General features: G+C 71.0%; 22 protein-coding genes. 19 read left to right on the top strand and 3 right to left on the bottom strand.

Going from position 1 to position 26,663, the window contains the following annotated elements; all coding sequences use genetic code 11:
- Positions 1-57 precede the first annotated feature (57 nt).
- The 5 genes from yajC (at position 58) to relA (ending at position 6,871) form a co-directional block, all read left to right on the top strand.
- On the top strand, positions 58-570 hold the full coding sequence (gene yajC / locus ACFIF2_RS25360) for a preprotein translocase subunit YajC (protein ID WP_395575543.1): 513 nt from the start codon (positions 58-60) through the stop codon (positions 568-570).
- Positions 571-699: 129 nt separating this feature from the next.
- Complete coding sequence (secD, locus tag ACFIF2_RS25355; protein WP_395575542.1) at positions 700-2,481, top strand: protein translocase subunit SecD; 1,782 nt, start codon at positions 700-702, stop codon at positions 2,479-2,481.
- Position 2,482: 1 nt separating this feature from the next.
- Positions 2,483-3,610: a protein translocase subunit SecF gene (gene secF / locus ACFIF2_RS25350; protein ID WP_395575541.1), complete on the top strand. Its 1,128-nt coding sequence runs from the start codon at positions 2,483-2,485 to the stop codon at positions 3,608-3,610.
- The gene (locus tag ACFIF2_RS25345; protein WP_395575540.1) at positions 3,607-4,155 is read left to right on the top strand and encodes an adenine phosphoribosyltransferase; all 549 of its coding nucleotides are present in this window, start codon (positions 3,607-3,609) and stop codon (positions 4,153-4,155) included. Before secF ends, ACFIF2_RS25345 begins: the two co-directional genes overlap by 4 nt.
- 172 nt (positions 4,156-4,327) lie before the next feature.
- Entirely contained in the window at positions 4,328-6,871 is a 2,544-nt protein-coding gene (relA, locus tag ACFIF2_RS25340; RefSeq protein ID WP_395575539.1) for a GTP pyrophosphokinase, read from the top strand.
- 73 nt (positions 6,872-6,944) lie between these two features.
- On the opposite strand, the gene ACFIF2_RS25335 is transcribed toward relA, so the two are convergent.
- Positions 6,945-8,174, bottom strand: coding sequence for a DUF349 domain-containing protein (locus ACFIF2_RS25335; protein WP_395575538.1), 1,230 nt, complete (start codon positions 8,172-8,174; stop codon positions 6,945-6,947).
- A 135-nt stretch (positions 8,175-8,309) separates the two neighbouring features.
- Entirely contained in the window at positions 8,310-9,134 is an 825-nt protein-coding gene (locus ACFIF2_RS25330) for a peptidylprolyl isomerase (protein ID WP_395575537.1), read from the bottom strand.
- 183 nt (positions 9,135-9,317) lie between these two features.
- Here ACFIF2_RS25330 and ACFIF2_RS25325 point away from each other — a divergent pair, with 183 nt between their 5' ends.
- From ACFIF2_RS25325 to rpsD, 5 genes are all read left to right on the top strand, one after another.
- Entirely contained in the window at positions 9,318-10,025 is a 708-nt protein-coding gene (locus ACFIF2_RS25325) for an MBL fold metallo-hydrolase (RefSeq protein WP_395575536.1), read from the top strand.
- A 13-nt stretch (positions 10,026-10,038) separates the two neighbouring features.
- Entirely contained in the window at positions 10,039-11,301 is a 1,263-nt protein-coding gene (gene hisS / locus ACFIF2_RS25320) for a histidine--tRNA ligase (protein WP_395575535.1), read from the top strand.
- Between the two features lie 198 nt (positions 11,302-11,499).
- Entirely contained in the window at positions 11,500-12,162 is a 663-nt protein-coding gene (locus ACFIF2_RS25315; RefSeq protein WP_395575534.1) for a vitamin K epoxide reductase family protein, read from the top strand.
- A gap of 56 nt (positions 12,163-12,218) precedes the next feature.
- Positions 12,219-13,574 (top strand): replication-associated recombination protein A, encoded by a 1,356-nt coding sequence (locus ACFIF2_RS25310; protein ID WP_395575533.1) that lies wholly within the window; start codon positions 12,219-12,221, stop codon positions 13,572-13,574.
- Between the two features lie 289 nt (positions 13,575-13,863).
- Positions 13,864-14,478, top strand: coding sequence for a 30S ribosomal protein S4 (gene rpsD / locus ACFIF2_RS25305; RefSeq protein WP_030185023.1), 615 nt, complete (start codon positions 13,864-13,866; stop codon positions 14,476-14,478).
- Positions 14,479-14,525: 47 nt separating this feature from the next.
- On the opposite strand, the gene ACFIF2_RS25300 is transcribed toward rpsD, so the two are convergent.
- A complete protein-coding gene (locus ACFIF2_RS25300) occupies positions 14,526-16,712 on the bottom strand; it encodes an ATP-binding protein (protein WP_395575532.1) in 2,187 nt (728 codons plus the stop codon).
- Positions 16,713-16,884: 172 nt separating this feature from the next.
- On the opposite strand from ACFIF2_RS25300, the gene ACFIF2_RS25295 reads away from it, so the two are divergent.
- The 9 genes from ACFIF2_RS25295 (at position 16,885) to aroB (ending at position 26,508) form a co-directional block, all read left to right on the top strand.
- Positions 16,885-17,328, top strand: a complete 444-nt coding sequence (locus ACFIF2_RS25295) for a DUF948 domain-containing protein (RefSeq protein ID WP_395575531.1) — start codon at positions 16,885-16,887, stop codon at positions 17,326-17,328.
- Between the two features lie 7 nt (positions 17,329-17,335).
- Positions 17,336-17,692, top strand: a complete 357-nt coding sequence (locus ACFIF2_RS25290; protein WP_395575530.1) for a hypothetical protein — start codon at positions 17,336-17,338, stop codon at positions 17,690-17,692.
- A complete protein-coding gene (gene alaS / locus ACFIF2_RS25285) occupies positions 17,692-20,361 on the top strand; it encodes an alanine--tRNA ligase (RefSeq protein ID WP_395575529.1) in 2,670 nt (889 codons plus the stop codon). Before ACFIF2_RS25290 ends, alaS begins: the two co-directional genes overlap by 1 nt.
- Before the next feature lie 35 nt (positions 20,362-20,396).
- The gene (gene ruvX, locus ACFIF2_RS25280; RefSeq protein WP_395575578.1) at positions 20,397-20,888 is read left to right on the top strand and encodes a Holliday junction resolvase RuvX; all 492 of its coding nucleotides are present in this window, start codon (positions 20,397-20,399) and stop codon (positions 20,886-20,888) included.
- A 129-nt stretch (positions 20,889-21,017) separates the two neighbouring features.
- Complete coding sequence (gene mltG / locus ACFIF2_RS25275) at positions 21,018-22,715, top strand: endolytic transglycosylase MltG (RefSeq protein ID WP_395575528.1); 1,698 nt, start codon at positions 21,018-21,020, stop codon at positions 22,713-22,715.
- Positions 22,696-23,532 (top strand): shikimate dehydrogenase, encoded by an 837-nt coding sequence (locus ACFIF2_RS25270; protein WP_395575527.1) that lies wholly within the window; start codon positions 22,696-22,698, stop codon positions 23,530-23,532. The genes mltG and ACFIF2_RS25270 overlap by 20 nt, the downstream gene beginning before the upstream one ends.
- Before the next feature lie 188 nt (positions 23,533-23,720).
- On the top strand, positions 23,721-24,905 hold the full coding sequence (aroC, locus tag ACFIF2_RS25265; RefSeq protein ID WP_395575526.1) for a chorismate synthase: 1,185 nt from the start codon (positions 23,721-23,723) through the stop codon (positions 24,903-24,905).
- Positions 24,902-25,420 (top strand): shikimate kinase, encoded by a 519-nt coding sequence (locus ACFIF2_RS25260; protein ID WP_395575525.1) that lies wholly within the window; start codon positions 24,902-24,904, stop codon positions 25,418-25,420. Before aroC ends, ACFIF2_RS25260 begins: the two co-directional genes overlap by 4 nt.
- Complete coding sequence (gene aroB / locus ACFIF2_RS25255) at positions 25,417-26,508, top strand: 3-dehydroquinate synthase (RefSeq protein ID WP_395575524.1); 1,092 nt, start codon at positions 25,417-25,419, stop codon at positions 26,506-26,508. Before ACFIF2_RS25260 ends, aroB begins: the two co-directional genes overlap by 4 nt.
- Positions 26,509-26,663: the final 155 nt, after the last annotated feature.

Genomic DNA, 26,663 nt, shown 5'->3' with positions numbered 1-26,663 from the left:
ACACCCCCAACCATCAGGCCGCTCACCATCGCGGTCGTGTGAAGGAAGTACCGACCCGTGAGTCTCGTGACCCTCCTCCCGTTCATCGTGCTCATCGGGGCCATGTTCCTGATGACCCGGTCGGCGAAGAAGAAGCAGCAGCAGGCCGTCGACATGCGGAACCAGATGCAGCCCGGTTCCGGCGTCCGCACCATCGGGGGCATGTACGCCACGGTCAAGGAGGTCAACGACGACACGGTCCTCCTCGACGCCGGCCCGGGTGTGGAGCTCCTCTTCGCCAAGAACTCCATCGGTGCCGTCCTCACCGACGACGAGTACAACCGCATCGTCCACGGCATCGAGCACGACCTGAAGTCCGACGGCGACATCGTCCCGGACGACGCCTCCTCCCTCACCGAGACCGACGCCACCGCCGACGACGCTGCCGCCTCCGACGGCAAGTCCGTCGACCTCGGCAAGAAGGACGTGGACGACGAGCCGGCCGCCGAGCCGGTGGCCGACGCCGCGCCCGCCGAGGCGAAGACGGACGAGCAGGCGAAGAAGTCCGACGGCGGTCCCGAGGCGAAGTAGCCGTGCCCCGGGATGCGCGGGCGCTCCCGCGCACCCCGAGTGACGCGCGGCTCGCACGGTCCGACACCACGTGATGGCCGCCGGTGACGCCTACCCGGCGCGAAGCGGCCCGAGAGGGAGTACGCAAAGGTGGTAGCACCTAAAAAGGGAAAGAATGCGAGCGCTCAGAGTAGGCCCGGGCGCTCGCTGGCCCTGATTCTGATCGCCATCGTGGCACTCACCGGTGGCATGTTCGCCTCCGGGCACACGACTCCGCGTCTCGGCATCGACCTGGCCGGCGGCACCAGCATCACACTCCGGGCGGTGCCGGAGGCGGGCCAGGAGTCCGCGATCAACAAGACCAACATGGACACGGCCGTCCAGATCATGGAGCGCCGCGTCAACGGTCTGGGTGTTTCCGAAGCCGAGGTCCAGACCCAGGGCGACCGGAACATCATCGTCAACATCCCCAAGGGCACGAACTCGGAGGAAGCCCGGGAGCAGGTCGGCACCACCGCCAAGCTCTACTTCCGCCCGGTGCTCACCACCGAACTCTCCGGTGCGAACGCGACCGGCAGCCCCTCGCCGAGCGCCACCGGCGGCACCCCGGACGCGGCGACCGACGACGCCACGGACAAGGCCACCGACCCGGACAAGGCGAGCGACGCCCCGTCCGGCTCCGCCTCGGCGAGCGCCACCACCCAGGGCCGCGCCGCCAGCGACGCCCTGAAGGCCGACCCCAGCCCGTCCGGCTCGGCCTCCGACGGCGCCTCCGCCTCCCCGAGCGCCAGCGCCTCCGGCGACGACGCGACCGCCAAGCTCCAGGCCGCGTACGCGAAGCTGGACTGCACCGACGCGGCGGCCCGCGCCAAGGCGGGCGACGGTGCCAAGGCGGGCGACTCGATGGTCGCCTGTGGCCAGAACGCGCAGGGCCAGTGGCAGAAGTACATCCTCGGTCCGGCGGCCGTCGACGGCACGGACGTCGACAAGTCCGAAGCGGTCTTCAACACCCAGACCGCCGCCGGCTGGACCGTGACGATGAAATTCACGGACGGCGGCGCCAAGAAGTTCGCCGACATCACCGGCAAGCTGGCGCAGAACCAGTCCCCGCAGAACCAGTTCGCCATCGTCCTGGACAACGACGTCGTCTCCGACCCCTACGTCAGCCAGGCGCTCACCGGTGGCAGCGCGGAGATCTCCGGCAGCTTCGACCAGGAGGAGGCCCAGGGCCTCGCCAACATGCTGTCCTACGGCGCCCTGCCGCTGACCTTCAAGGAGGACAGCGTCAACACCGTCACCGCCGCGCTCGGCGGTGAGCAGCTCAAGGCCGGTCTGATCGCCGGCGCGATCGGCCTCGCCCTGGTCGTCCTCTACCTGCTGGTGTACTACCGGGGCCTGTCGTTCATCGCCATCGCCTCGCTGCTGGTCTCCGCCGGTCTCACGTACGTGATCATGTCGCTGCTCGGCCCGACCATCGGCTTCGCGCTGAACCTGCCGGCCGTGTGCGGTGCCATCGTCGCCATCGGCATCACGGCGGACTCGTTCATCGTGTACTTCGAACGCGTCCGCGACGAGATCCGGGAAGGACGCACGCTGCGTCCCGCCGTCGAGCGGGCCTGGCCGCGCGCCCGGCGCACCATCCTGGTCTCCGACTTCGTGTCCTTCCTCGCCGCCGCGGTGCTCTTCGTCGTCACCGTCGGCAAGGTGCAGGGCTTCGCGTTCACGCTGGGTCTGACCACGCTCCTCGACGTCGTGGTGGTGTTCCTCTTCACCAAGCCGCTGCTGACGCTGATGGCCCGGCGCAGGTTCTTCGCGAGCGGACACAAGTGGTCCGGCCTCGACCCCAAGAGCCTGGGTGCCAAGCCGCCGCTGCGCCGCACCCGCCGTCCCGCCCGTCCCGCCGCAGGCCCTGTCGACCCGAAGGAGGCGTGAGATGGGAAAGCTCGGCAACCTCGGCGCCCGACTGCACCATGGCGAGATCGGCTACGACTTCGTCAAGAACCGCAAGCTCTGGTACGGCATCTCCATCCTCATCACCATCACGGCCATCGTCGGCCTGGCGGTGCGCGGCCTCCACATGGGCATCGAGTTCCAGGGCGGCGCGGTCTTCACCACCCCGAAGAACATGAGCGTCTCGGTCTCCCAGGCCGAGTCCTACGCGGAAGAGGCCTCCGGCCACGACGCGATCGTCCAGAAGCTCGGCGACGGCAGCCTCCGCATCCAGATCGCGGGCACCGACACCGAGGCCTCGGACCAGATCAAGGAGCAGCTGTCCCAGGACCTCGACGTCCCGGCGGAGCGGATCAACGCCGATCTGGTCGGCCCGAGCTGGGGTGACCAGGTCGCGAACAAGGCGTGGCAGGGCCTCGGGATCTTCATGGTCCTGGTGGTGATCTACCTGGCCATCGCCTTCGAGTGGCGCATGGCGCTCGCCGCGTTCGTCGCCTTGGTCCACGACATCACCATCACGGTCGGCATCTACGCCCTCGTCGGCTTCGAGGTCACGCCCGGCACGGTGATCGGTCTGCTCACGATCCTCGGTTACTCGCTCTACGACACCGTCGTCGTCTTCGACAGCCTCAAGGAACAGACGAGAGACATCACCAAACAGACCCGCTGGACCTACGCCGAGATCGCCAACCGGTCGATCAACAGCACCCTGGTCCGCTCCATCAACACCACGGTGGTCGCGCTGCTGCCGGTGGGCGGTCTGCTCTTCATCGGCGGCGGTGTCCTCGGCGCGGGCATGCTCAACGACATCTCGCTGTCGCTGTTCGTCGGCCTCGCGGCCGGCGCGTACTCGTCGATCTTCATCGCCACGCCGCTCGTCGCCGACCTCAAGGAGGCCGAGCCGCAGATGAAGGCCCTCAAGAAGCGGGTCCTCGCCAAGCGGGCCCAGGCCGCGGCCAAGGGCGAGCCGGCCGAGTTCGAGACCGACCTCCACGAGGACCGGTACGACGACGAGGAGCCCGACGACGCCGCCCCCGCCGTCGTCGGTCCCCGCAACCAGCCCGCGTCCCGCACCCGGGGCCGCGGCCGACCCTCGGGGAAGCGCCGATGACCGGAACGACCGACGTCACGGAGCTGCTGCTCAGCCGCATCCGGGACGTGCCCGACTATCCGGAGGCGGGCGTGGTGTTCAAGGACATCACCCCGCTCCTGGCCGACCCGGCCGCGTTCAGCGCCCTCACCGGCGCGCTCGCCGAGGTCGCCGAGCAGACCGGCGCCACCAAGGTCGTCGGCCTGGAGGCCCGCGGCTTCATCCTCGGCGCCCCGGTGGCCCTCAAGGCCGGCCTCGGCTTCATCCCCGTACGCAAGGCGGGCAAGCTCCCCGGGGCCACCCTCAGCCAGGCCTACGACCTGGAGTACGGCTCGGCCGAGATCGAGGTGCACGCCGAGGACCTGAGCGCCGAGGACCGGGTGCTGGTCGTCGACGACGTCCTGGCCACCGGCGGCACCGCCGAGGCCTCGCTGGAGCTGATCCGCCGGGCCGGGGCGCGCGTCGCGGGCCTGGCGGTCCTGATGGAGCTGGGCTTCCTGGACGGGCGCGCCCGGCTGGAGCCCGCCCTGGCGGGGGCGCCGCTGAAGGCGCTGCTCACGGTCTGACGGCTCTCGCCGCACCGCGGAGGCGGGCCCGGAGGAATCCGGCGCCCGCCTCAGGCGTTTCTCCGCTTGACGGCCCTCACATCGGCCTGAAGGCGATCCCGGAGCGCGGGATCGCTACCATGGGGTTTCCGGAGCCTGACCGGGGGACCCGGATCGCGCACGAGGAGTCCTCTTGCCAGACGAGGCCCAGCCACTGACCGCCGCTAAGCCCGAGTCCGCCTCGGCGCCCGCGGCGAAGCCCGCGCCCAGCGCGCCGCAGGCGAAGAACGACAGCCGCGGGCCGATCCAGCACGCCTCGTCCGCGCCCGTCGACAAGCCGGCCGAGCAGCAGGCTCCTCCCAAGCCGCTCCCGCCCGAGCGCGACCGCAACGCCCCCGTGGTCCGCGCGCCCGCCGGGCAGCCCGCCCGCTCCGGCTCGTCCAACCGCGTCCGCGCCCGCCTCGCCCGCCTCGGCGTGCAGCGCGCCAACCCGTACAACCCGGTCCTGGAACCCCTGCTGCGGATCGTGCGCAGCAACGACCCCAAGATCGAGACGGCGACCCTGCGCCAGATCGAGCGCGCCTACCAGGTCGCCGAGCGCTGGCACCGCGGCCAGAAGCGCAAGAGCGGCGACCCGTACATCACGCACCCGCTCGCCGTCACCACCATCCTCGCCGAGCTGGGCATGGATCCGGCCACGCTCATGGCGGGCCTGCTGCACGACACGGTCGAGGACACCGAGTACGGCCTGGAGGACCTGCGCCGGGACTTCGGCGACGTGGTCACCCTCCTCGTCGACGGCGTCACCAAGCTCGACAAGGTCAAGTTCGGCGAGGCCGCGCAGGCCGAGACCGTGCGCAAGATGGTCGTCGCCATGGCCAAGGACCCGCGCGTCCTGGTCATCAAGCTCGCCGACCGCCTGCACAACATGCGCACCATGCGCTACCTCAAGCGCGAGAAGCAGGAGAAGAAGGCGCGCGAGACCCTGGAGATCTACGCGCCGCTCGCCCACCGGCTGGGCATGAACACCATCAAGTGGGAGCTGGAGGACCTCGCCTTCGCGATCCTCTACCCCAAGATGTACGACGAGATCGTCCGCCTGGTCGCCGAGCGCGCCCCCAAGCGCGACGAGTACCTCGCCATCGTCACCGACGAGGTCCAGCAGGACCTGCGCGCGGCCCGCATCAAGGCGACCGTCACCGGCCGCCCCAAGCACTACTACAGCGTCTACCAGAAGATGATCGTCCGCGGCCGTGACTTCGCGGAGATCTACGACCTGGTCGGCATCCGCGTCCTCGTGGACACCGTCCGCGACTGCTACGCGGCACTCGGCACCGTGCACGCGCGATGGAACCCGGTCCCCGGCCGGTTCAAGGACTACATCGCGATGCCCAAGTTCAACATGTACCAGTCGCTGCACACGACGGTCATCGGCCCCAACGGCAAGCCGGTCGAGCTGCAGATCCGCACCTTCGACATGCACCGCCGCGCGGAGTACGGCATCGCCGCGCACTGGAAGTACAAGCAGGAGGCCGTCGCGGGGGCCTCCAAGGTCCGCACCGACGCGCCCAAGTCGTCCGGCAAGGGCAAGGACGACCACCTCAACGACATGGCCTGGCTGCGGCAGCTCCTCGACTGGCAGAAGGAGACCGAGGACCCCGGCGAGTTCCTGGAGTCCCTGCGTTTCGACCTCTCCCGCAACGAGGTCTTCGTCTTCACCCCCAAGGGCGACGTCATAGCGCTGCCGGCGAGCGCCACCCCCGTCGACTTCGCCTACGCCGTCCACACCGAGGTCGGCCACCGCACCATAGGGGCGCGGGTCAACGGCCGGCTCGTCCCGCTGGAGTCCACCCTGGACAACGGTGACCTGGTGGAGGTCTTCACCTCCAAGGCGGCCGGCGCGGGCCCCTCCCGTGACTGGCTCGGCTTCGTGAAGTCGCCGCGCGCCCGCAACAAGATCCGCGCCTGGTTCTCCAAGGAGCGCCGCGACGAGGCGATCGAGCAGGGCAAGGACGCCATCGTCCGGGCCATGCGCAAGCAGAACCTGCCGATCCAGCGGATCCTGACCGGCGACTCCCTGGTCACGCTGGCGCACGAGATGCGGTACTCGGACATCTCCGCGCTGTACGCCGCGATCGGCGAGGGCCACGTCTCCGCGCAGAACATCGTGCAGAAGCTGGTCCAGGCGCTCGGCGGCGAGGAGGCCGCCACCGAGGAGATCGACGAGTCGGTCCCGCCCGCCCGCGGTCGCGGCCGCAAGCGCCGTACCAGCGCCGACCCGGGCGTCGTGGTCAAGGGCGTCGAGGACGTCTGGATCAAGCTGGCCCGCTGCTGTACGCCCGTCCCCGGCGACCCGATCATCGGCTTCGTCACCCGCGGCAGCGGCGTATCCGTTCACCGCAGCGACTGTGTGAACGTGGACTCGCTGTCCCGGGAGCCCGAGCGCATCCTCGAGGTCGAGTGGGCCCCCAGCCAGTCCTCCGTCTTCCTGGTCGCCATCCAGGTCGAGGCGCTGGACCGCTCGCGGCTGCTCTCGGACGTCACCCGGGTGCTGTCCGACCAGCACGTCAACATCCTCTCGGCGGCCGTCCAGACCTCCCGCGACCGCGTGGCCACGTCACGCTTCACGTTCGAGATGGGCGACCCCAAGCACCTCGGGCACGTCCTGAAGGCCGTACGCGGCGTCGAGGGCGTCTACGACGTGTACCGGGTGACGTCGGCGCGCAGGCCGTCGTAGCGGCCACCCACACAGGCGGAGGGGCTCCCGTACGGCGTGTACGGGAGCCCCTCCGGGTATGCGCGGGTGTGTGTCAGCCGCCGAACTCGTGCAGCCCCTTCAGCGCCTGGTCCAGCAGCGCCTGGCGGCCCTCCAGTTCACGTGCGAGCTTGTCGGCCTTGGCGTTGTTGCCCTGGGCGCGCGCCTGCTCGATCTGGGAGTGCAGCTTGTCCACGGCCGCCTGGAGCTGACCGGTCAGGCCCTCGGCACGCGCGCGTGCCTCCGGGTTCGTCCGGCGCCACTCGGCCTCCTCGGCCTCCTGGAGCGCCCGCTCGACCGCGTGCATCCGGCCCTCGACCTTCGGCCGGGCGTCGCGCGGCACGTGGCCGATGGCCTCCCACCGCTCGTTGACCGAGCGGAAGGCGGCACGGGCCGCCTTGAGGTCGGTGACCGGCAGGAGCTTCTCGGCCTCCTCGGCCAGTTCCTCCTTGAGCTTGAGGTTCTCCGACTGCTCGGCGTCCCGTTCGGCGAAGACCGAGCCGCGGGCGGCGAAGAACACGTCCTGGGCGCCGCGGAAGCGGTTCCACAGGTCGTCCTCGTGCTCGCGCTGGGCGCGACCGGCGGCCTTCCACTCGGACATCAGGTCGCGGTAGCGCGCGGCCGTCGGCCCCCAGTCCGTCGAGTTCGACAGCGACTCGGCCTCGGCGACCAGCCGTTCCTTGATCCGGCGGGCCTCCTCGCGCTGCGCGTCCAGCTGCGCGAAGTGCTGCTTGCGGCGCTTGGAGAACGCCGAGCGCGCGTGCGAGAAGCGGTGCCACAGCTCGTCGTCGGACTTGCGGTCCAGGCGCGGCAGGCCCTTCCAGGTGTCCACCAGGGAGCGCAGCCGCTCACCCGCGGCCCGCCACTGGTCGGACCGCGCCAGTTCCTCGGCCTCGGTGACCAGCGCCTCCTTGGCGGAACGCGCCTCGTCGGACTGCTTGGCCCGCTGGACCTTGCGCTCCTCGCGACGCTTGTCCACCAGCTCGACGAGCTTGTCCAGCCGGGCCCGCAGCGCGTCCAGGTCACCCACCGCGTGGTGGGCGTCGACCTGCTCCCGCAGGTGCTCGACCGCGGTCAGGGCGTCCTTCGCCGACAGGTCGGTGGTCTTCACTCGCTTCTCGAGGAGGCCGATCTCGACAACCAGGCCTTCGTACTTGCGCTCGAAGTAGGCCAGGGCCTCCTCGGGGGAGCCCGCCTGCCAGGAACCGACGACCTTCTCGCCGTCGGCGGTACGCACGTACACGGTCCCCGTCTCATCGACGCGGCCCCACGGGTCGCTGCTCACAGCGCCTCCTCCACATGATGCCTGCGGAGGGCTTCGCCGCCCCCGGGCATCGTCCACAGTTTCGTCACGGCCAACATAGGCGACCGGCGGGTGGCCTGTCCGCATCCCGCACGACCGAAATTTCGCAGATGAGGGTCAGGATTTCGTGACGGTGGCCTTGTCGATCACGACCGTCGCGTTGGGTGCTCCGTCCCCCGCGCCGGTGCTCTCACCGGCGGTGGCGATCTTCTTCAGGACGGTCATCCCCTCGTCCGAGATCGTGCCGAACGGCGTGTAGCTGGGCGGCAGCGGGCTGTCCTGGTACACGAGGAAGAACTGGCTGCCGCCCGAGCCCGGCTGGCCGGTGTTCGCCATCGCCACGGTCCCCGCCGGGTACGTGTTCTTCTTGAGGCTCTTGTCCTTCAGATTCTCGTCCGGGATGGTGTAGCCCGGACCGCCGTTGCCCTGGCCGGTCGGGTCGCCGCACTGGAGCACGAAGATCCCCTTGGTGGTCAGGCGGTGGCACGGCGTGTGGTCGAAGAAGCCCTTGCCGGCCAGGAACTCGAACGAGTTGACGGTGTGCGGCGCCGCCGACGCCTTCAGGGCGACGTCTATGTCGCCGCAGGTCGTCGCCAGGGTCATCGTGTACTTCGCCGACTTGTCGATGGTCATCGCAGGCTCCTTCTTCCAGGTCTGCGTCTTGACCTCGCCCTTGGCCGGCTTCTCGCACGGGTCCGGGGCCTTGCTGCTCGCCGATGCGCTGGGGGTGACCTCAGCGTTCGCGTTGGTCTTGCTGTCGTCGTCCCCCAGGACCACCCCGGTCGTGTACAGCGCGACGCTGCCGATCAGGATGACACCGAGCACCGACGCGATCGCGGCGTTGCGCATGCGCGCCTTGCGCCGCGCGGAGGTACGTCGCTGCTGCTGCCGCAAGAACTTCTCCCGGGCGAGCTGACGCCGCCGCTGCTCCTGGGTGACCACCGGGTTCTCTCCTCATGCGTCTTCGTGTGCCGACCGGTACGCGTGGGTGCGATGAGCCGACCGTGGGCGTGTAGCCCCGTACCGTATATGGGTTCGCTGAGGAATCGGCACCGCCGGTAGGCTCTGACCATGGGCGCGACCCGTTCGCAAGCCCACCCGAACCGACACAAACGAAGGACGATCGTGCTCATTGCCGGGTTCCCCGCCGGGGCCTGGGGGACGAACTGCTATCTCGTCGCCCCCGCCGCCGGTGAGGAGTGCGTGATCATCGACCCGGGCCACCAGGCGGCCCCCGGAGTCGAGGAAGCGATCAGGAAGCATCGGCTCAAGCCCGTCGCCGTCGTCCTCACCCACGGCCACATCGACCACGTGGCCTCGGTCGTCCCGGTCTGCGGCGCGCACGACGTGCCGGCCTGGATCCACCCCGACGACCGCTTCATGATGAGCGACCCCGAGAAGGGGATCGGCCGCACCATCGGCATGCCGCTCATGGGCGAGCTGACCGTCGGCGAGCCGGACGACGTGAGGGAACTGACCGACGGCACCAAGCTCGAACTGGCGGGCGTGGAGCTGACCGTCGCGCACGCGCCGGGCCATACCAAGGGGTCGGTGACCTTCGGTATGCCCGAGGCGGCGGACGTCCCGCCGGTCCTCTTCTCGGGCGACCTGCTGTTCGCCGGCTCCATCGGACGCACCGACTTCCCCGGTGGCTCCATGGACGACATGCTCGAGTCCCTGGCCCGCGTGGTCCTCCCGCTCGACGACTCCACCGTGGTGCTGCCCGGGCACAACGACTACACGACCATCGGCCAGGAACGCGCCACCAACCCCTACCTGCGGCAGGTGGCGGCCGGCCAGGGAGCCCCCGGGGCTCCCCGACGAGGAATGTGACGAGAGACCTCCCGTGAGCACCTTCAAGGCCCCCAAGGGCACGTACGACCTGCTGCCGCCCGACTCCGCGAAGTTCCTGGCGGTCCGCGAGGCCATCGCCGCGCCCCTGCGCAACTCCGGCTACGGCTACATCGAGACGCCCGGTTTCGAGAACGTCGAGCTGTTCGCCCGCGGTGTCGGTGAGTCGACCGACATCGTCACCAAGGAGATGTACGTCTTCGAGACCAAGGGCGGCGACCGGCTCGCCCTGCGCCCGGAGACCACCGCGCCCGTGCTGCGCGCGGTCCTGGAGGCCAACCTGCACAAGGCCGGCAACCTCCCGGTGAAGGTCTGGTACTCGGGCTCGCAGTACCGCTACGAGCGTCCCCAGAAGGGCCGTTACCGCCACTTCTCCCAGGTCGGCGCCGAGGCGATCGGCGCCGAGGACCCGGCGCTGGACGCCGAACTGATCATCCTGGCCGACCAGTCGTACCGCGCGCTGGGCCTGAGGAACTTCCGCATCCTGCTCAACTCCCTGGGCGACCAGGAGTGCCGTCCCGTGTACCGGGCCGCCCTCCAGGACTTCCTGCGCGGCCTCGACCTCGACGAGGAGACGCTGCGCCGCGCGGAGATCAACCCGCTGCGCGTCCTGGACGACAAGCGCCCGGACGTGCAGAAGCAGCTCACCGACGCCCCGCTGCTGCGCGACTACCTGTGCGACGCCTGCAAGGCGTACCACGAGGAGGTCCGCGAGCTGATCACGGCGGCCGGTGTGCTCTTCGAGGACGACCCGAAGCTGGTGCGCGGCCTGGACTACTACACGCGCACCACCTTCGAGTTCGTCCACGACGGGCTGGGCTCCCAGTCCGCGGTGGGCGGCGGCGGCCGCTACGACGGACTGTCCGAGATGATCGGCGGCCCGTCCCTGCCGTCCGTGGGCTGGGCCCTCGGCGTCGACCGCACCGTCCTCGCCCTGGAGGCGGAGGGCATCGAACTGGACATCCCGTCCGCCACCTCCGTCTTCGCGGTCCCGCTCGGGGAGGAGGCCCGCCGGGTCCTGTTCGCCAAGGTCACCGAGCTGCGCAAGAACGGCGTCGCCGCCGACTTCTCCTACGGCGGCAAGGGCCTCAAGGCCGCGATGAAGGCCGCCAACCGCTCGGGCGCCCGCTACGCCCTGGTCCTCGGCGAGCGCGACCTGGCCGAAGGGGTCGTCCAGCTCAAGGACATGGAGTCCGGCGAGCAGTCGGCGATCGGCGTCAACGAGATCGTCGCCGAGCTGGAGTCGAGGCTCGGCTAGCACATCCGTACGTCCCGTCGCCCCTGGGGGGCACGCGTTCGCTCGCGCGTGCCCCGGGGGCGACGGACATCGGCCGGAACACGTCGCTCCGGGGCGGTCACCCGTGCGTTCTTATGTTCATCGAACAGTGCCCACACAGGTCCGTGCGGCACAATGGCCCTGCCCGAAGCAGGCCCGACCCGAGACGGAATCGGCGTGATGAGCAAGACGACAGTGAAGGACGCCTCCACCGTGGCAGAGCCCGCGCCGCAGCCCACCGCCGGAACACCGCGCGCCGAGGGCGGCAGCCGCGCCCTCGCCCTGCTGCTGGTGATCACGGGCGCGGCCGGAGTGCTCGCCGCCTGGGTCATCACGCTCGACAAGTTCAAGCTGCTCGAGGCCAAGGTCGCGGGCACGACGTTCACGCCCGGGTGCAGCCTCAACCCCGTGGTCTCCTGCGGCAGCGTCATGGAGAGCGACCAGGCGGCCGTCTTCGGCTTCCCCAATCCGATGCTCGGCCTGGTGACCTACGGCATCGTCGTCTGCGCCGGCATGAGCCTGCTCGCCGGAGCCCGCTTCCCGCGCTGGTACTGGCTCACCTTCAACGCGGGCACGCTCTTCGGCGTGGGGTTCTGCACGTGGCTGCAGTTCCAGTCCCTGTACCGGATCAACGCCCTGTGCCTGTGGTGCTGCCTGGCCTGGGTCGCCACGATCATCATGTTCTGGTACGTGACGTCCTTCAACGTCCGCAAGGGCTTCCTGCCCGCGCCGGCCTGGCTCAGGAGCTTCTTCGGCGAGTTCACCTGGGTCCTGCCGGTGCTGCACATCGGCATCATCGGCATGATGATCCTGACCCGCTGGTGGGACTTCTGGACCAGCTGAGCGGCTGCTCCACCGCGCCCGCCGCGTTGTCAGTACGGTGATTTAGGGTTCATGACGTGGAGCCCGACCTGTTCACCGCCGCAGCCGAAGAACGCCAGGAGAAGGACCCGACCGGCAGCCCCCTCGCCGTGCGGATGCGTCCGCGCACCCTCGACGAGGTCGTCGGCCAGCAGCACCTGCTCAAGCCCGGCTCGCCGCTGCGCCGACTGGTCGGTGAGGGCGCCTCCGGTCCCGCCGGGCCCTCCTCGGTCATCCTCTGGGGGCCGCCCGGCACCGGCAAGACCACCCTGGCATACGTCGTCTCCAAGGCCACCAACAAGCGCTTCGTCGAGCTGTCGGCGATCACCGCGGGCGTCAAGGAGGTGCGCGCGGTCATCGACGGCGCCCGCCGCGCGGTCGGCGGGTACGGCAAGGAGACCGTCCTCTTCCTCGACGAGATCCACCGCTTCAGCAAGGCCCAGCAGGACTCCCTGCTCCCGGCCGTCGAGAACCGCTGGGTCACCCTCATCGCCGCCACCACGGAGAACCCGTACTTCTCGGTGATCTCCCCGCTCCTGTCCCGCTCCCTGCTGCTCACCCTCGAGCCCCTCACCGACGACGACATCCGCGCCCTGCTGAAGCGCGCGCTCACCGACGAGCGCGGTCTGAAGGACGCCGTCGCCCTCCCCGAGGACACCGAGGCACACCTCCTGCGCATCGCCGGCGGCGACGCCCGCCGCGCGCTGACCGCCCTGGAGGCCGCGGCGGGGGCCGCGCTCGACAAGGGTGAGGCCGAGGTCACCCTGGCGACGCTGGAGGAGACGGTCGACCGCGCCGCGGTGAAGTACGACCGCGACGGCGACCAGCACTACGACGTCGCCAGCGCCCTGATCAAGTCCATCCGCGGCTCCGACGTCGACGCCGCCCTGCACTACCTGGCCCGGATGATCGAGGCCGGCGAGGACCCCCGGTTCATCGCCCGGCGCCTGATGATCTCCGCCAGCGAGGACATCGGCCTCGCCGACCCGAACGCGCTGCCGATCGCCGTCGCCGCCGCCCAGGCCGTCGCCATGATCGGCTTCCCGGAGGCCGCCCTCACCCTCAGCCACGCCACCATCGCCCTGGCCCTCGCCCCCAAGTCCAACGCCGCCACCACCGCCATCGGCGCCGCCCTGGACGACGTACGCAAGGGGCACGCCGGGCCGGTCCCCGCGCACCTGCGCGACAGCCACTACAAGGGCGCGGGCAAGCTCGGGCACGGGCAGGGATACGTGTACCCGCACGACCTGCCGGAGGGCATCGCCGCCCAGCAGTACGCGCCGGACGAGTTGAAGGACCGCACGTACTACACCCCGACCCGGCACGGCGCCGAGGCCCGGTACGCGGACGCGGTCGAGTGGACCCGCGGGCACCTCGGTCGCAAGCGGCCCTGAGCAGCCTGTAGAATCGCCCGAAGTGCCGAGTCCCGTGCAGTCAGAACGGGACAACCGGCCGGAACCCCTCGGGGTTCCAGGAGCGTCGCGCACCGTCGATGGTGTCGCGGGCAGCCCACCACCACCCGGAGTCCCGGGAGAGGTCGGTGGGCCACTCGCGTGCTGCACGTATGTGCCCAGACCAGGGGAGCGGCTGCCCGGCGGGTCCCACGCGGACCAGGCGGGTTTCCCCGGCTGCGGATTGCGACCTCCCTCAACCCTGACAAGCCGTAACTAGGAAAGAGACACAGTGGCGAACCAGTCCCGCCCCAAGGTCAAGAAGTCGCGTGCCCTCGGCATCGCGCTGACGCCGAAGGCCGTCAAGTACTTCGAGGCCCGCCCCTACCCGCCGGGTGAGCACGGCCGCGGCCGCAAGCAGAACTCGGACTACAAGGTCCGTCTGCTCGAGAAGCAGCGTCTGCGCGCGCAGTACGACCTCAGCGAGCGTCAGCTCGTCCGCGCCTACGAGCGCGCCTCCAAGACCAACATGAAGACCGGCGAGGCCCTGGTCATCGAGCTCGAGCGCCGTCTCGACGCGCTGGTCCTGCGTTCGGGCATCGCCCGCACGATCTACCAGGCCCGCCAGATGGTCGTCCACGGCCACATCCAGGTCAACGGCCAGAAGGTCGACAAGCCGTCCTTCCGTGTCCGTCCGGACGACGTCGTGCAGGTGCGCGAGCGCTCCAAGGAGAAGACCCTCTTCACGATCGCCCGTGAGGGTGGCTTCGCCCCCGACGGCGAGACCCCGCGCTACCTCCAGGTGAACCTCAAGGCCCTGGCGTTCCGCCTGGACCGCGAGCCGAACCGCAAGGAGATCCCGGTGATCTGCGACGAGCAGCTCGTCGTCGAGTACTACGCCCGCTGATCCAGCCCCCAGGCTGACCGAGCAGGCCGCAGTACACCCGCGGTACCTCAGCCCGCCGTCTCCCCGCCCTTCCGGGTGGGCGAGGCGGCGGGCTTCGCCGTCCGCGCGCCGGACCCGCCACGCCGCCCGGACGCGCGCGGCGGCGGCGTCGTGACCCGGACCCCGGGCCGCCGCAGCGCCCGCGACACCGCCTCCCGGCGGCCGAGCCGCGCCCCGTGCCGTACGCACTCCTCGTACCGCTCGTCGCCCAGCTGCTCCCGGGCCGCCGCCTCGCACAGCTCGTGCGGCGCGTTGTAGTGCGCCGAGCCGAACAGGGGCAGCCCCACCGACGGCCACATCCGCCCCGCCGCACCCTGCAGCACCGCCGCCTCGGCGGCATCGCCCTCCGCCACCGTGACCAGGGCCAGCAACTCCACCGCCAGCACCGAGCCCAGCTGGTCGCGGAAGCGGTGGGCGCCGCTCAGGCAGTCGGCCAGCAGTGCCCGGGCGCGCACCGGATCGCCGTCGCTCCAGGCCGCGTAGGCCAGCACGTACAGGGCGTAGCCCCGGGCCCAGCGCTCGCCGTGGTCCTCGCACACCTGGCGGACGTCCTCGCACAGCCGCACCGCGTCCGGCAGATCGCCCTGGAACGCCCGCGTCATCGCCAGCTCCACCTGGCCCATCAGCACGTTGCTGTTGAGCTCGCCGATCTCCCGGTAGCGGCGCAGCGCGGAGCGCAGGAGCGATTCAGCGCGCGGCATGTCGTCCGTGACCAGCGCCAGACAGCCGGTGCGGTGCTCCGCATACGCCACCGCCGTCGGGTTCGCCGACCGCTCGGCCTCCTCCCGGCACTCCTGGAGGGCCGCCAGCGCCGGCACCGTGTCGCCCTGGAGGATCGCCACGTAGCCGAGCACCCACAGCGCCTTCAGCCGGGACTGCTCGCCCGCCGTCCCGTCCGCGTCCAGCCGCACCGCCTGCTCCAGCCAGCGCCGCCCCTCCGACAGCCGCCCGCAGCCGACCCAGTGGAACCACAGGGCGCCCGCCAGGTACTGGCCCAGGTGCGCCTCGTCCGGCTCGGTGAGGCAGTGCTCCAGGGCGCCGCGCAGGTTCGGCAGCTCGGCGTCCACCCGCGCGGCGACCTCGCGCTGGCGCGGCGAGAACCACTCCAGCTCGCACCACGTCGCCAGGCCCACGTACCAGTCCCGGTGCCGGCGCCGCATGCGCGCCGCGTCCCCCGTCGCCTCCAGCCAGTCGGCGCCGTAGGCCCGCACCGTGTCCAGCATGCGGTAGCGCACCCCCGCCGGGGACTCCTCACGGGTCAGCACGGACTGGTTGAGCAGCGCGGAGAGCACGTCGAGCACCTCGTCGGCGGGCAGTCCCTCGCCGCTGCACACGTACTCGGCCGCCTCCAGGTCGAACGGACCGGAGAAGACCGACAGCCGTGCCCACAGCAGCCGTTCCCCGGGCGTGCACAGCTCGTGGCTCCAGCCGATCGCCGTCCGCAGTGTCCGGTGCCGGGACAGCGCCGTGCGGTCCCCGCCGGTCAGCAGGCGGAAGCGGTCGTCCAGCCGTTGCAGCACCTGGGCCGGTGACAGCGCGCCCAGCCGTCCCGCCGCCAGCTCGATCGCCAGCGGGATCCCGTCCAGGCGCCGGCACAGCTCCCGCAGCAGCCCGTCGCCCTCATCCGGCTCGGTGCCGTACCCGGGCGCCGTGTGCCGCTGCCCCGCCCGGACCGTCAGCAGTTCCACCGCCTCCTCCGGGTGCAGCGGCGCCAGCGGGAGCAGTCGCTCGCCGGCCACCTCCAGCGGCCTGCGGCCCACCGCCAGGATCCGCAGCCCGGGCGCACGGCCCAGCAGATCGGCCGCCAGCGCGGCACAGGCGTCCACCAGGTGCTCGATCCCGTCGAGGACCAGCAGCAGATCCCGCTCGGCGAGGTGCGCGACCAGCGTCTCGCGCGGCAGCCGGGTCGTGTGGTCGGTCAGCCCCAGCGCCTCCACGACCGCGTAGTCGACGAACTCCTCGTCGCGCACCGGCGCCAGCTCCACCCGCCACACCCCGTCCCGGGGCGTGCACCGCGCGGCCGCCCGCGCCGCCAGGCGCGACTTCCCGACCCCGCCGGCCCCGGTCACGGTCACCAGCCGCCCGTCCTCCAGCGCCCGGCCCAGCTCCGCGAGCTCTCTCGCTCTGCCCACGAAGGTGTCGAGCTCCAGCGGAAGGTTGCCGTGCGGGGTGCCGTCGCGCCGATGGTCTCGCATGAAACACGGAGCGTACTGAACCGTATTCACTCCGTACAATCGCTTCACGCAACTCGACCACGGTCCCCCCGACGCGGACGGTAAACCGGTACGGAGCCCCGTGCCCGGCGCGATAGGCTCGGTGCACGACTTTCCCGATGTTCAGGCACGTCTTTCAGGGAGCGGGTGCGCGGTGTCCGGTGGCGAGGTGGCCGGGATCCTGGTGGCCGTCTTCTGGGCGATCCTGGTCTCCTTCCTCGCCGTGGCACTGGCGAGGCTGGCCCAGACGCTCAGGGCGACCACCAAGCTGGTGGCGGACGTGACCGACCAGGCCGTCCCGTTGCTGGCCGACGCGTCCTCGGCGGTGCGCTCCGCGCAGACCCAGATCGACCGGGTCGACGCGATCGCCTCCGACGTCCAGGAGGTCACGTCCAACGCCTCCGCGCTGTCCACCACCGTGGCCTCCACCTTCGGCGGCCCCCTGGTCAAGGTCGCCGCGTTCGGGTACGGCGTCCGCCGGGCACTCGGCGGTCGCAAGGAGGACGTGCCCACGGGCCCGGCCAAGGAGACGCGGCGCACCGTGATCGTCGGCCGTACGATCCCGGTGGCGCGGCGGACGAAGCGGAAGAAGGACTGAGCCAGCGATGTTCCGCCGTACGTTCTGGTTCGGCACCGGCGTGGCCGCCGGTGTCTGGGCCACCACCAAGGTCAACCGGAAGCTCAAGCAGCTGACCCCCGACAGCCTCGCCGCGACCGCGGCGAACAAGGCGTTGGACGCGGGCACCCGGCTCAGGGACCGCGCGGTGGGCTTCGCGCTCGACGTCCGCGAGAACATGGCCCAGAGGGAGGCCGAACTCGACGACGCGCTCGGGCTGAAGGCCCCCGTCGACGGTGAACTCCCCGCACCCCGGCGGTACACCGCCATCGAGAACCGCAGCAACCCGAAGTCCGTCGTCACCGACAGGACGACGTACTCGTACAACCGGAATGAGGACCACTGATGGAGTCGGCCGAGATTCGTCGCCGCTGGTTGAGCTTCTTCGAGGAGCGCGGGCACACCGTCGTCCCTTCGGCGTCGCTCATCGCGGACGACCCGACTCTGCTGCTGGTCCCGGCCGGCATGGTGCCCTTCAAGCCGTACTTCCTGGGCGAGGTCAAGCCGCCCTTCGACCGCGCCACCAGCGTGCAGAAGTGCGTGCGCACGCCGGACATCGAAGAGGTCGGCAAGACCACGCGGCACGGCACGTTCTTCCAGATGTGCGGCAACTTCTCCTTCGGCGACTACTTCAAGGAAGGCGCCATCAAGCTCGCCTGGGAGCTGCTCACCAGCCCCCAGGACAAGGGCGGTTACGGCCTCGACCCCGAGCGCCTGTGGATCACCGTCTACAAGGACGACGACGAGGCCGAGCGCATCTGGCACGACGTGGTCGGGGTCCCGTCCGAGCGCATCCAGCGGCTGGGCAAGAAGGACAACTACTGGGACATGGGCGTCCCCGGCCCCTGCGGCCCCTGCTCCGAGATCAACTACGACCGCGGCCCCGAGTTCGGCGTCGAAGGCGGCCCGGCCGTCAACGACGAGCGGTACGTGGAGATCTGGAACCTCGTCTTCATGCAGTACGAGCGGGGCGAGGGCCCGGGCAAGGACTACCCGATCCTCGGTGACCTGCCGAGCCAGAACATCGACACGGGCCTCGGCCTGGAGCGCCTCGCCATGATTCTGCAGGGCGTGCAGAACATGTACGAGATCGACACCTCCATGGCCGTCATCAAGAAGGCCACCGAGCTGACCGGCGTGGCCTACGGCGACGCCCACGCCTCGGACGTCTCACTGCGCGTGGTCACCGACCACATGCGCACCTCCGTGATGCTCATCGGCGACGGCGTCACCCCCGGCAACGAGGGCCGCGGCTACGTGCTGCGCCGCATCATGCGCCGCGCCATCCGCAACATGCGCCTGCTGGGCGCCACCGGCCCGGTCGTCAAGGACCTGGTCGACGTGGTGATCGGGATGATGGGGCAGCAGTACCCCGAGCTGGTCACCGACCGCGAGCGGATCGAGAAGGTCGCCCTCGCCGAGGAGAACGCCTTCCTCAAGACGCTGAAGGCCGGCACCAACATCCTCGACACCGCGGTCAGCGACACCAAGGCCGCCGGCGGCTCGGTCCTCGCCGGGGACAAGGCCTTCCTGCTCCACGACACGTGGGGCTTCCCGATCGACCTCACCCTGGAGATGGCCGCCGAGCAGGGCCTGTCCGTGGACGAGGACGGGTTCCGCCGCCTGATGAAGGAGCAGCGGGAGCGCGCCAAGGCCGACGCCCAGGCCAAGAAGACCGGCCACGCCGGCGTCGGCGCCTACCGCGAGATCGCCGACCAGGCCGGTGCCACCGAGTTCATCGGGTACACCGACACCGACGGCGAGTCCACCATCGTCGGCATCCTCGTCGACGGCGCCTCCTCACCGGCCGCCACCGAGGGCGACGAGGTCGAGATCGTGCTCGACCGCACCCCGTTCTACGCCGAGGGCGGCGGCCAGATCGGCGACACCGGCCGGATCAAGGTCGACACCGGCGCCGTCATCGAGATCCGCGACTGCCAGAAGCCGGTTCCGGGCGTGTACGTCCACAAGGGCGTCGTCCAGGTCGGCGAGGTCACGGTCGGCGCCAAGGCCCACGCCTCCATCGACGACCGGCGCCGCAAGGCCATCGCCCGCGCCCACTCGGCCACCCACCTCACCCACCAGGCGCTGCGCGACGCCCTCGGCCCGACGGCCGCCCAGGCCGGTTCCGAGAACCAGCCCGGCCGCTTCCGCTTCGACTTCGGTTCGCCCTCCGCCGTCCCGACGGCCGTGATGACCGACGTCGAGCAGAAGATCAACGAGGTGCTCGCCCGCGACCTGGACGTGCGGGCCGACGTCATGGGCATCGACGAGGCCAAGAAGCAGGGCGCCATCGCCGAGTTCGGCGAGAAGTACGGCGAGCGCGTGCGCGTCGTGACCATCGGCGACTTCTCCAAGGAGCTGTGCGGCGGCACCCACGTGCACAACACCGCCCAGCTAGGCCTGGTCAAGCTGCTCGGCGAGTCGTCGATCGGCTCGGGCGTGCGCCGGATCGAGGCCCTGGTGGGCGTCGACGCCTACAACTTCCTCGCCCGGGAGCACACGGTCGTGGCCCAGCTCCAGGAGCTGATCAAGGGCCGTCCGGAGGAGCTCCCGGAGAAGGTCTCCGCCATGCTCGGCAAGCTGAAGGACGCCGAGAAGGAGATCGAGAAGTTCCGCGCCGAGAAGGTGCTCCAGGCCGCCGCCGGCCTCGCCGACTCCGCCAAGGACGTGCGCGGCGTGGCCCTGGTGACCGGCCAGGTCCCGGACGGCACCACCGCCGACGACCTGCGCAAGCTGGTCCTCGACGTGCGCGGCCGCATCCAGGGCGGCCGGGCCGCCGTCGTGGCCCTGTTCACGACGGTCAACGGCAAGCCTCTGACGGTCATCGCCACCAACGAGGCCGCCCGCGAGCGCGGTCTCAAGGCCGGCGAGCTGGTGCGCACCGCCGCCAAGACCCTCGGCGGCGGCGGTGGTGGCAAGCCCGACGTCGCCCAGGGCGGCGGCCAGAACCCGGCCGCCATCGGTGACGCCGTCGACGCCGTCGAGCGCCTCGTGGCGGACACCGCCAAGTGAGCGACTCGGCGAACGGCCGTACGGACGACGGCCGGATGGACGAGCGGACGGACGGCCCGGCCATGCGCCGCGGCCGCCGTCTGGCGATCGACGTCGGGGACGCCCGGATCGGGGTCGCGTCCTGCGACCCCGACGGGATCCTCGCCACCCCGGTGGAGACCGTCCCCGGCCGCGACGTCCCCGGGGCGCACCGCAGGCTGCGGCTGCTGGTCGAGGAGTACGAGCCGATCGAGGTCGTCGTCGGCCTTCCCCGCTCCCTCAAGGGGGGCGAGGGGCCGGCCGCGGTGAAGGTCAGGGCCTTCGCGCGGGAACTGGCCCGCGGCATCGCGCCTGTCCCCGTCCGGCTCGTCGACGAGCGGATGACGACGGTCACCGCGAGTCAGGGACTGCGCGCCTCCGGGGTGAAGTCCAAGAAGGGCCGGTCCGTCATCGACCAGGCCGCCGCTGTGATCATCCTCCAGCAGGCACTGGAATCCGAACGGGTGTCAGGCAGTCCGCCCGGCGAGGGCGTCGAAGTGGTCATCTGATCGCGATACGGTAACGTTCCGCGCGATGCGGAGGCATTCGAACAGCCACCGCACAGCAAGAGGCGGAACGGAAGCCGGTCCCACGTGCGAGGCCGGGTACCCCCGTCGCCTCGCGGCTCTAGGGGATCGATGACTGAGTATGGCCGGGGCCAAGGCTCCGAACCGTGGCATCCGGAGGACCCGTTGTACGGGGACGGCGGATGGGGCGGACAGCAGGCCCAGGCGGGTCAGCAGTCCCCCTACGGCGGCCAGCCGCAGCAGTATCCGGAGCAGCAGCAGTCGCAGCAGCAGTACGGCGACTGGGGTGACGGCGGCCAGTCCGCCTACGGTCAGCAGCCGCAGTACGACCAGTACGGCCGGCAGCAGCCCGAGCCGCGGTACGACCAGTACGGTCAGCAGCAGTACGACCAGCAGTACGCCCCCCAGGAGCAGCAGCACCAGCAGGGTTACGACAACGGCGGCTGGGACACCGGCGCGCATCCCCACGCGCAGTACCCCGCCGACCCCTCGGACCCCTACGGCCAGCAGGCTGCCTACGGCACGGAGGGGCCCGACTACTACGGCACCCCGGAGGCGTACCCGCCGCCGGAACCCCCCGCCCGCCGACGCGCCGAGCCCGAGCCGGCCGACACCGACTGGGACCCGGGCCCCGACGAGGGCGAGCACGCCTTCTTCGCGGGCGGGGACGGGGACGGCGGCGACGGCCCCGGGCGCGGCGACCGCCGCAGCCGGGGAGGCAAGCCCAAGAAGGGGCGCAACGGGGTCGCGTGCCTCGTGGTCTGCCTGGTGCTCGGCGGCGGCGTCGCGGGAGTCGGCTACTTCGGTTACCAGTTCTACCAGGACCGTTTCGGCGCGGCCCCGGACTACGCGGGCGACGGCAACGGCGAACAGGTGACCGTCACCATCCCCAGGGGCGCGGGCGGCTCGACGATCGGCCAGGAGCTCAAGCGGCAGGGCGTGGTGAAGAGCGTCGACGCCTTCGTCGCGGCCCAGCAGAGCAATCCGCAGGGCAAGAGCATCCAGGACGGCGTCTACACGCTCCAGAAGGAGATGTCGGCCGAGAGCGCGGTCGCACTCCTGCTCGACCCCAAGAGCCGCAGCAACCTGATCATCGCCGAGGGCAAGCGCAACGCCGACGTCTACAAGATGGTCGACAAACAGCTCGGGGTGAAGGCGGGCACCACGGCCGAGGTCGCCAAGACCGAGTGGAAGAGCCTCGGCCTGCCCGACTGGGCGATGAACCACAAGAACGTGAAGGATCCGCTGGAAGGATTCCTCTACCCCTCCAGCTACTCGGCGGCCAAGGGACAGAAGCCCGAGGACGTGCTGAAGCAGATGGTGGCGCGGGCGAGCGAGCAGTACGACAAGATCGGGCTGCAGGAGAAGGCGGAGGGCCTCGGCCTCAAGAACCCGTGGGAGCTGCTCACCGTGGCGAGCCTGGTGCAGGCCGAGGGCAAGACCCACGACGACTTCCGCAAGATGGCCGAGGTCGTCTACAACCGGCTCAAGCCCACCAACACCCAGACCAACCAGGAACTCGAGTTCGACTCGTCCTTCAACTATCTGTTGGGCCAGAGCGAGATCCACATCAGCGAGTCCGAGATCAACAGCAACCCGGACCCGTACAACACCTACACCAACAAGGGGCTGCCGCCCGGACCCATCGGCAACCCCGGCGAAGAGGCCCTGCAGGCGGCGCTGAACCCCACGTCGGACGGCTGGATGTTCTTCGTGGCCACCGACGGCGTGAGCAAGACCGAGTTCGCCAAGACGTACGACGAGTTCCTGAAGTTGAAGGACAAGTTCAATGCCAGCTCCGGAAACTGACCGGCGCCGGGCCGCCGTTCTCGGCTCCCCGATCGGTCACTCCCTCTCCCCGGTCCTGCACCGCGCCGCCTACGCGGGGCTGGGCCTGGACGGCTGGACGTACGACCGCTTCGACGTCGACGAGGCGGCCCTGCCGGGCTTCTTCGAGAAGCTCGGCCCCGAGTGGGCGGGTCTGTCGCTGACCATGCCGCTCAAGCGGGCGGTCATCCCGCTGCTCGACGAGATCAGCGCCACGGCCTCCTCCGTGGACGCGGTGAACACCGTGGTCCTCACCGAGGACGGCCGCAAGGTCGGCGACAACACCGACATCCCGGGCATGGTCGCCGCCCTGCGCGAGCACGGCGTGGAGAAGGTCGAGACCGCCGCGATCCTCGGCGCCGGCGCCACCGCGTCGTCCGCGCTGGCCGCGCTGACCCGGATCTGCACCGGCGAGGTCGCCGTCTACGTGCGCAGCCGGGCGCGGGCCGACGAGATGCGGGCCTGGGCCGAGCGGCTGGACGCCGACGTACGCGTCGAGGACTGGGCGGACGCCGCTGGGGCGCTGCGTGCGCCGCTGGTCGTCGCCACCACGCCGGCCGGCGCCACCGACGCCCTCGCCGCCTCCGTCCCGGAGATGCCCGCCACCCTCTTCGACGTGCTCTACGACCCCTGGCCCACCGCGCTCGCCGCCCGCTGGTCGGCGTACGGCGGTGCCGTCGTCGGCGGGCTCGACCTGCTGCTGCACCAGGCGGTGCTCCAGGTGGAGCAGATGACCGGCCGGTCGCCCGTTCCCCTCGGGGCGATGCGGACCGCAGGCGAGCGCGCGCTCGCCGGCTGACGCGCCGCGCGGCGTGTCGGGCCCGCGCACGCCCTGTCCGGCACACGGACCGATTCCGGTGCGTACCTCCGGACGTGGGAGGATCGGAGGTGGCGGGCCGGGGCCGCGCACCCGGTCGGGCCGTTGCCGTACGCGGACAGGACGCGTGCGCGCGAGGCATACCGGGGCGCGAGCACTGAGGAGCACCGTTGAGCAGGTTGCGCTGGCTGACCGCGGGGGAGTCCCACGGTCCCGCACTCGTCGCGACGCTGGAGGGTCTGCCCGCCGGCGTGCCGATCACCACGGACATGGTGGCGGATCATCTGGCGAGGCGGCGGCTCGGCTACGGTCGCGGCGCGCGGATGAAGTTCGAGCGGGACGAGGTCACCTTCCTCGGCGGCGTCCGGCACGGCCTCTCCCTCGGTTCCCCGGTCGCGGTCATGGTGGGCAACACCGAGTGGCCGAAGTGGGAGCAGGTCATGGCCGCCGACCCGGTCGATCCCGAGGTGCTCGCCGGTCTGGCCCGCAACGCCCCGCTGACCCGCCCCCGGCCCGGTCACGCCGACCTCGCCGGTATGCAGAAGTACGGCTTCGACGAGGCCCGTCCGGTGCTGGAGCGCGCCTCCGCCCGTGAGACGGCGGCCCGTGTCGCCCTGGGCGCGGTCGCCCGGTCGTACCTGAAGGAGACGACCGGCGTAGAGATCGTCAGCCATGTCGTCGAGCTGTGCTCCGTGAAGGCTCCGCGGGGTGTGTACCCCACCCCCGCCGACGTCGGGAAGCTCGACGCCGACCCGCTGCGCTGCCTGGACGCGGACGCCTCGAAGGCGATGGTCGCCGAGGTCGACCAGGCGCACAAGGACGGCGACACGCTCGGCGGCGTGGTCGAGGTGCTCGCCTACGGCGTCCCCGTGGGCCTCGGCTCGCACGTGCACTGGGACCGCCGGCTGGACGCCCGCCTCGCCGCCGCGCTGATGGGCATCCAGGCGATCAAGGGCGTCGAGGTCGGCGACGGCTTCGAGCTGGCCCGGGTGCCCGGGTCCAAGGCGCACGACGAGATCGTCAACACGCCCGAGGGCATCAGGCGGGTCTCCGGCCGCTCCGGCGGCACCGAGGGCGGTCTGACCACCGGCGAGCTGCTGCGGGTGCGGGCCGCGATGAAGCCCATCGCCACCGTCCCCCGTGCCCTGAAGACCGTCGACGTCACCACCGGCGAGGAGGCCGCCGCCCACCACCAGCGCTCCGACGTCTCCGCCGTCCCGGCCGCCGGCATCGTCGCCGAGGCCATGGTCGCCCTCGTCCTGGCGGACGCGGTGGCCGAGAAGTTCGGCGGCGACAGCGTCGCCGAGACCCGGCGCAACGTCACCTCGTACCTCGACCACCTGGCCATCCGATGAGCGCCGCCCCGCTGCTCGTCCTCGTCGGCCCGATGGGCGTCGGCAAATCGACCGTGGGACAGCTCCTCGCGGAGCGGCTCGGCGCCGGCTACCGGGACACGGACGAGGACATCGTCACCGGGCAGGGGCGCACCATCGCCGACATCTTCGTCGACGAGGGCGAGGCGGCCTTCCGGGCCCTGGAGAAGCGGACCGTGCACCGGGCGCTCGCCGAGCACGACGGCGTCCTCGCCCTCGGCGGCGGCGCGATCCTGGACGCGGACACCCGCGGCCTGCTCGCCGGGCAGCGTGTCGTCTACCTCTCGATGGACGTCGAGGAGGCCGTCAGACGGACCGGTCTGAACGCCGCCCGCCCCCTGCTGGCGGTCAACCCGCGCAAGCAGTGGCGCGAGCTGATGGAGGCCCGCCGCCACCTCTACGAGGAGGTCGCCACGGTCGTCGTGGCCACGGACGGCCGTACGCCCGAGGAAGTCACCCGAGCCGCCCTGGACGCACTGGAGTTGAAGGAAGCATGAGCGAGGCAGTCACCCGGATCCAGGTCGGCGGAACCGCGGGGTCCGACCCCTACGAGGTCCTGGTGGGCCGGCAGCTCCTCGGCGAGCTCGGCGGCCTGATCGGAGCGGGCGCCAAGCGGGTCGCGGTGATCCACCCCGAGGCCCTCGCCGAGACCGGTGACGCGCTGCGCGCCGACCTCGCCGACCAGGGCTACGAGGCGATCGCCATCCAGGTGCCGAACGCCGAGGAGGCCAAGACCGCCGAGGTCGCCGCCTACTGCTGGAAGGCGCTCGGCCAGTCCGGCTTCACCCGCACCGACGTGATCGTCGGCGTGGGCGGCGGCGCCAGCACCGACCTGGCCGGCTTCGTGGCCGCGACCTGGCTGCGCGGCGTGCGCTGGATCGCCGTCCCCACCACCGTGCTGGCCATGGTGGACGCGGCCGTCGGCGGCAAGACCGGCATCAACACCGCCGAGGGCAAGAACCTCGTCGGCGCCTTCCACCCGCCGGCCGGCGTCCTGTGCGACCTGGCCGCGCTGGACTCCCTGCCGGTCAACGACTACGTCTCCGGACTCGCCGAGGTCATCAAGGCCGGGTTCATCGCCGACCCCGCGATCCTCGACCTGATCGAGTCCGACCCCCAGGCCGCGCGCACCCCGGCCGGGCCGCACACCGCCGAGCTGATCGTGCGCTCCATCGAGGTCAAGGCCCAGGTCGTCTCCTCCGACCTGAAGGAAGCGGGCCTGAGGGAGATCCTCAACTACGGCCACACCCTCGGCCACGCCATCGAGAAGAACGAGCGCTACAAGTGGCGCCACGGCGCCGCGGTCTCCGTCGGCATGCACTTCGCCGCCGAACTGGGCCGGCTCGCGGGCCGCCTGGACGACGCCACCGCCGACCGCCACCGCAGCATCCTCGAAGCCGTCGGCCTGCCGCTGCACTACCGCTACGACCAGTGGCCCAAGCTCGTCGAGAACATGAAGGTCGACAAGAAGTCCCGCGGCGACCGGCTGCGCTTCATCGTGCTGGACGGCCTCGCCAAGCCCACCGTGCTGGAGGCGCCCGACCCGGCCGTCCTCCTCGCCGCCTACGGCGAGGTGGGCGAGTAGTACCCCGGCGCACCTTCCGTCCGATTCACCTCGCCGGACGGGCACTTCGGACCGCCCCCGGCCGTTCACCAAACGACGGCCGGGGGCGGTACCGTTCGGTAGCAGCGGGCGGGCCCCCTCCCGCTGTCAGCGCCCATCGCCTGTACGAGACGGAG

The organism is Streptomyces sp. BK79 (genome assembly GCF_044142145.1).
In the GTDB taxonomy this organism is placed as follows: Bacteria; Actinomycetota; Actinomycetes; order Streptomycetales; family Streptomycetaceae; genus Streptomyces.
Note: the sequence above shows the minus strand (reverse complement) of the source record. Positions and strands in the feature narration are given on the sequence as shown.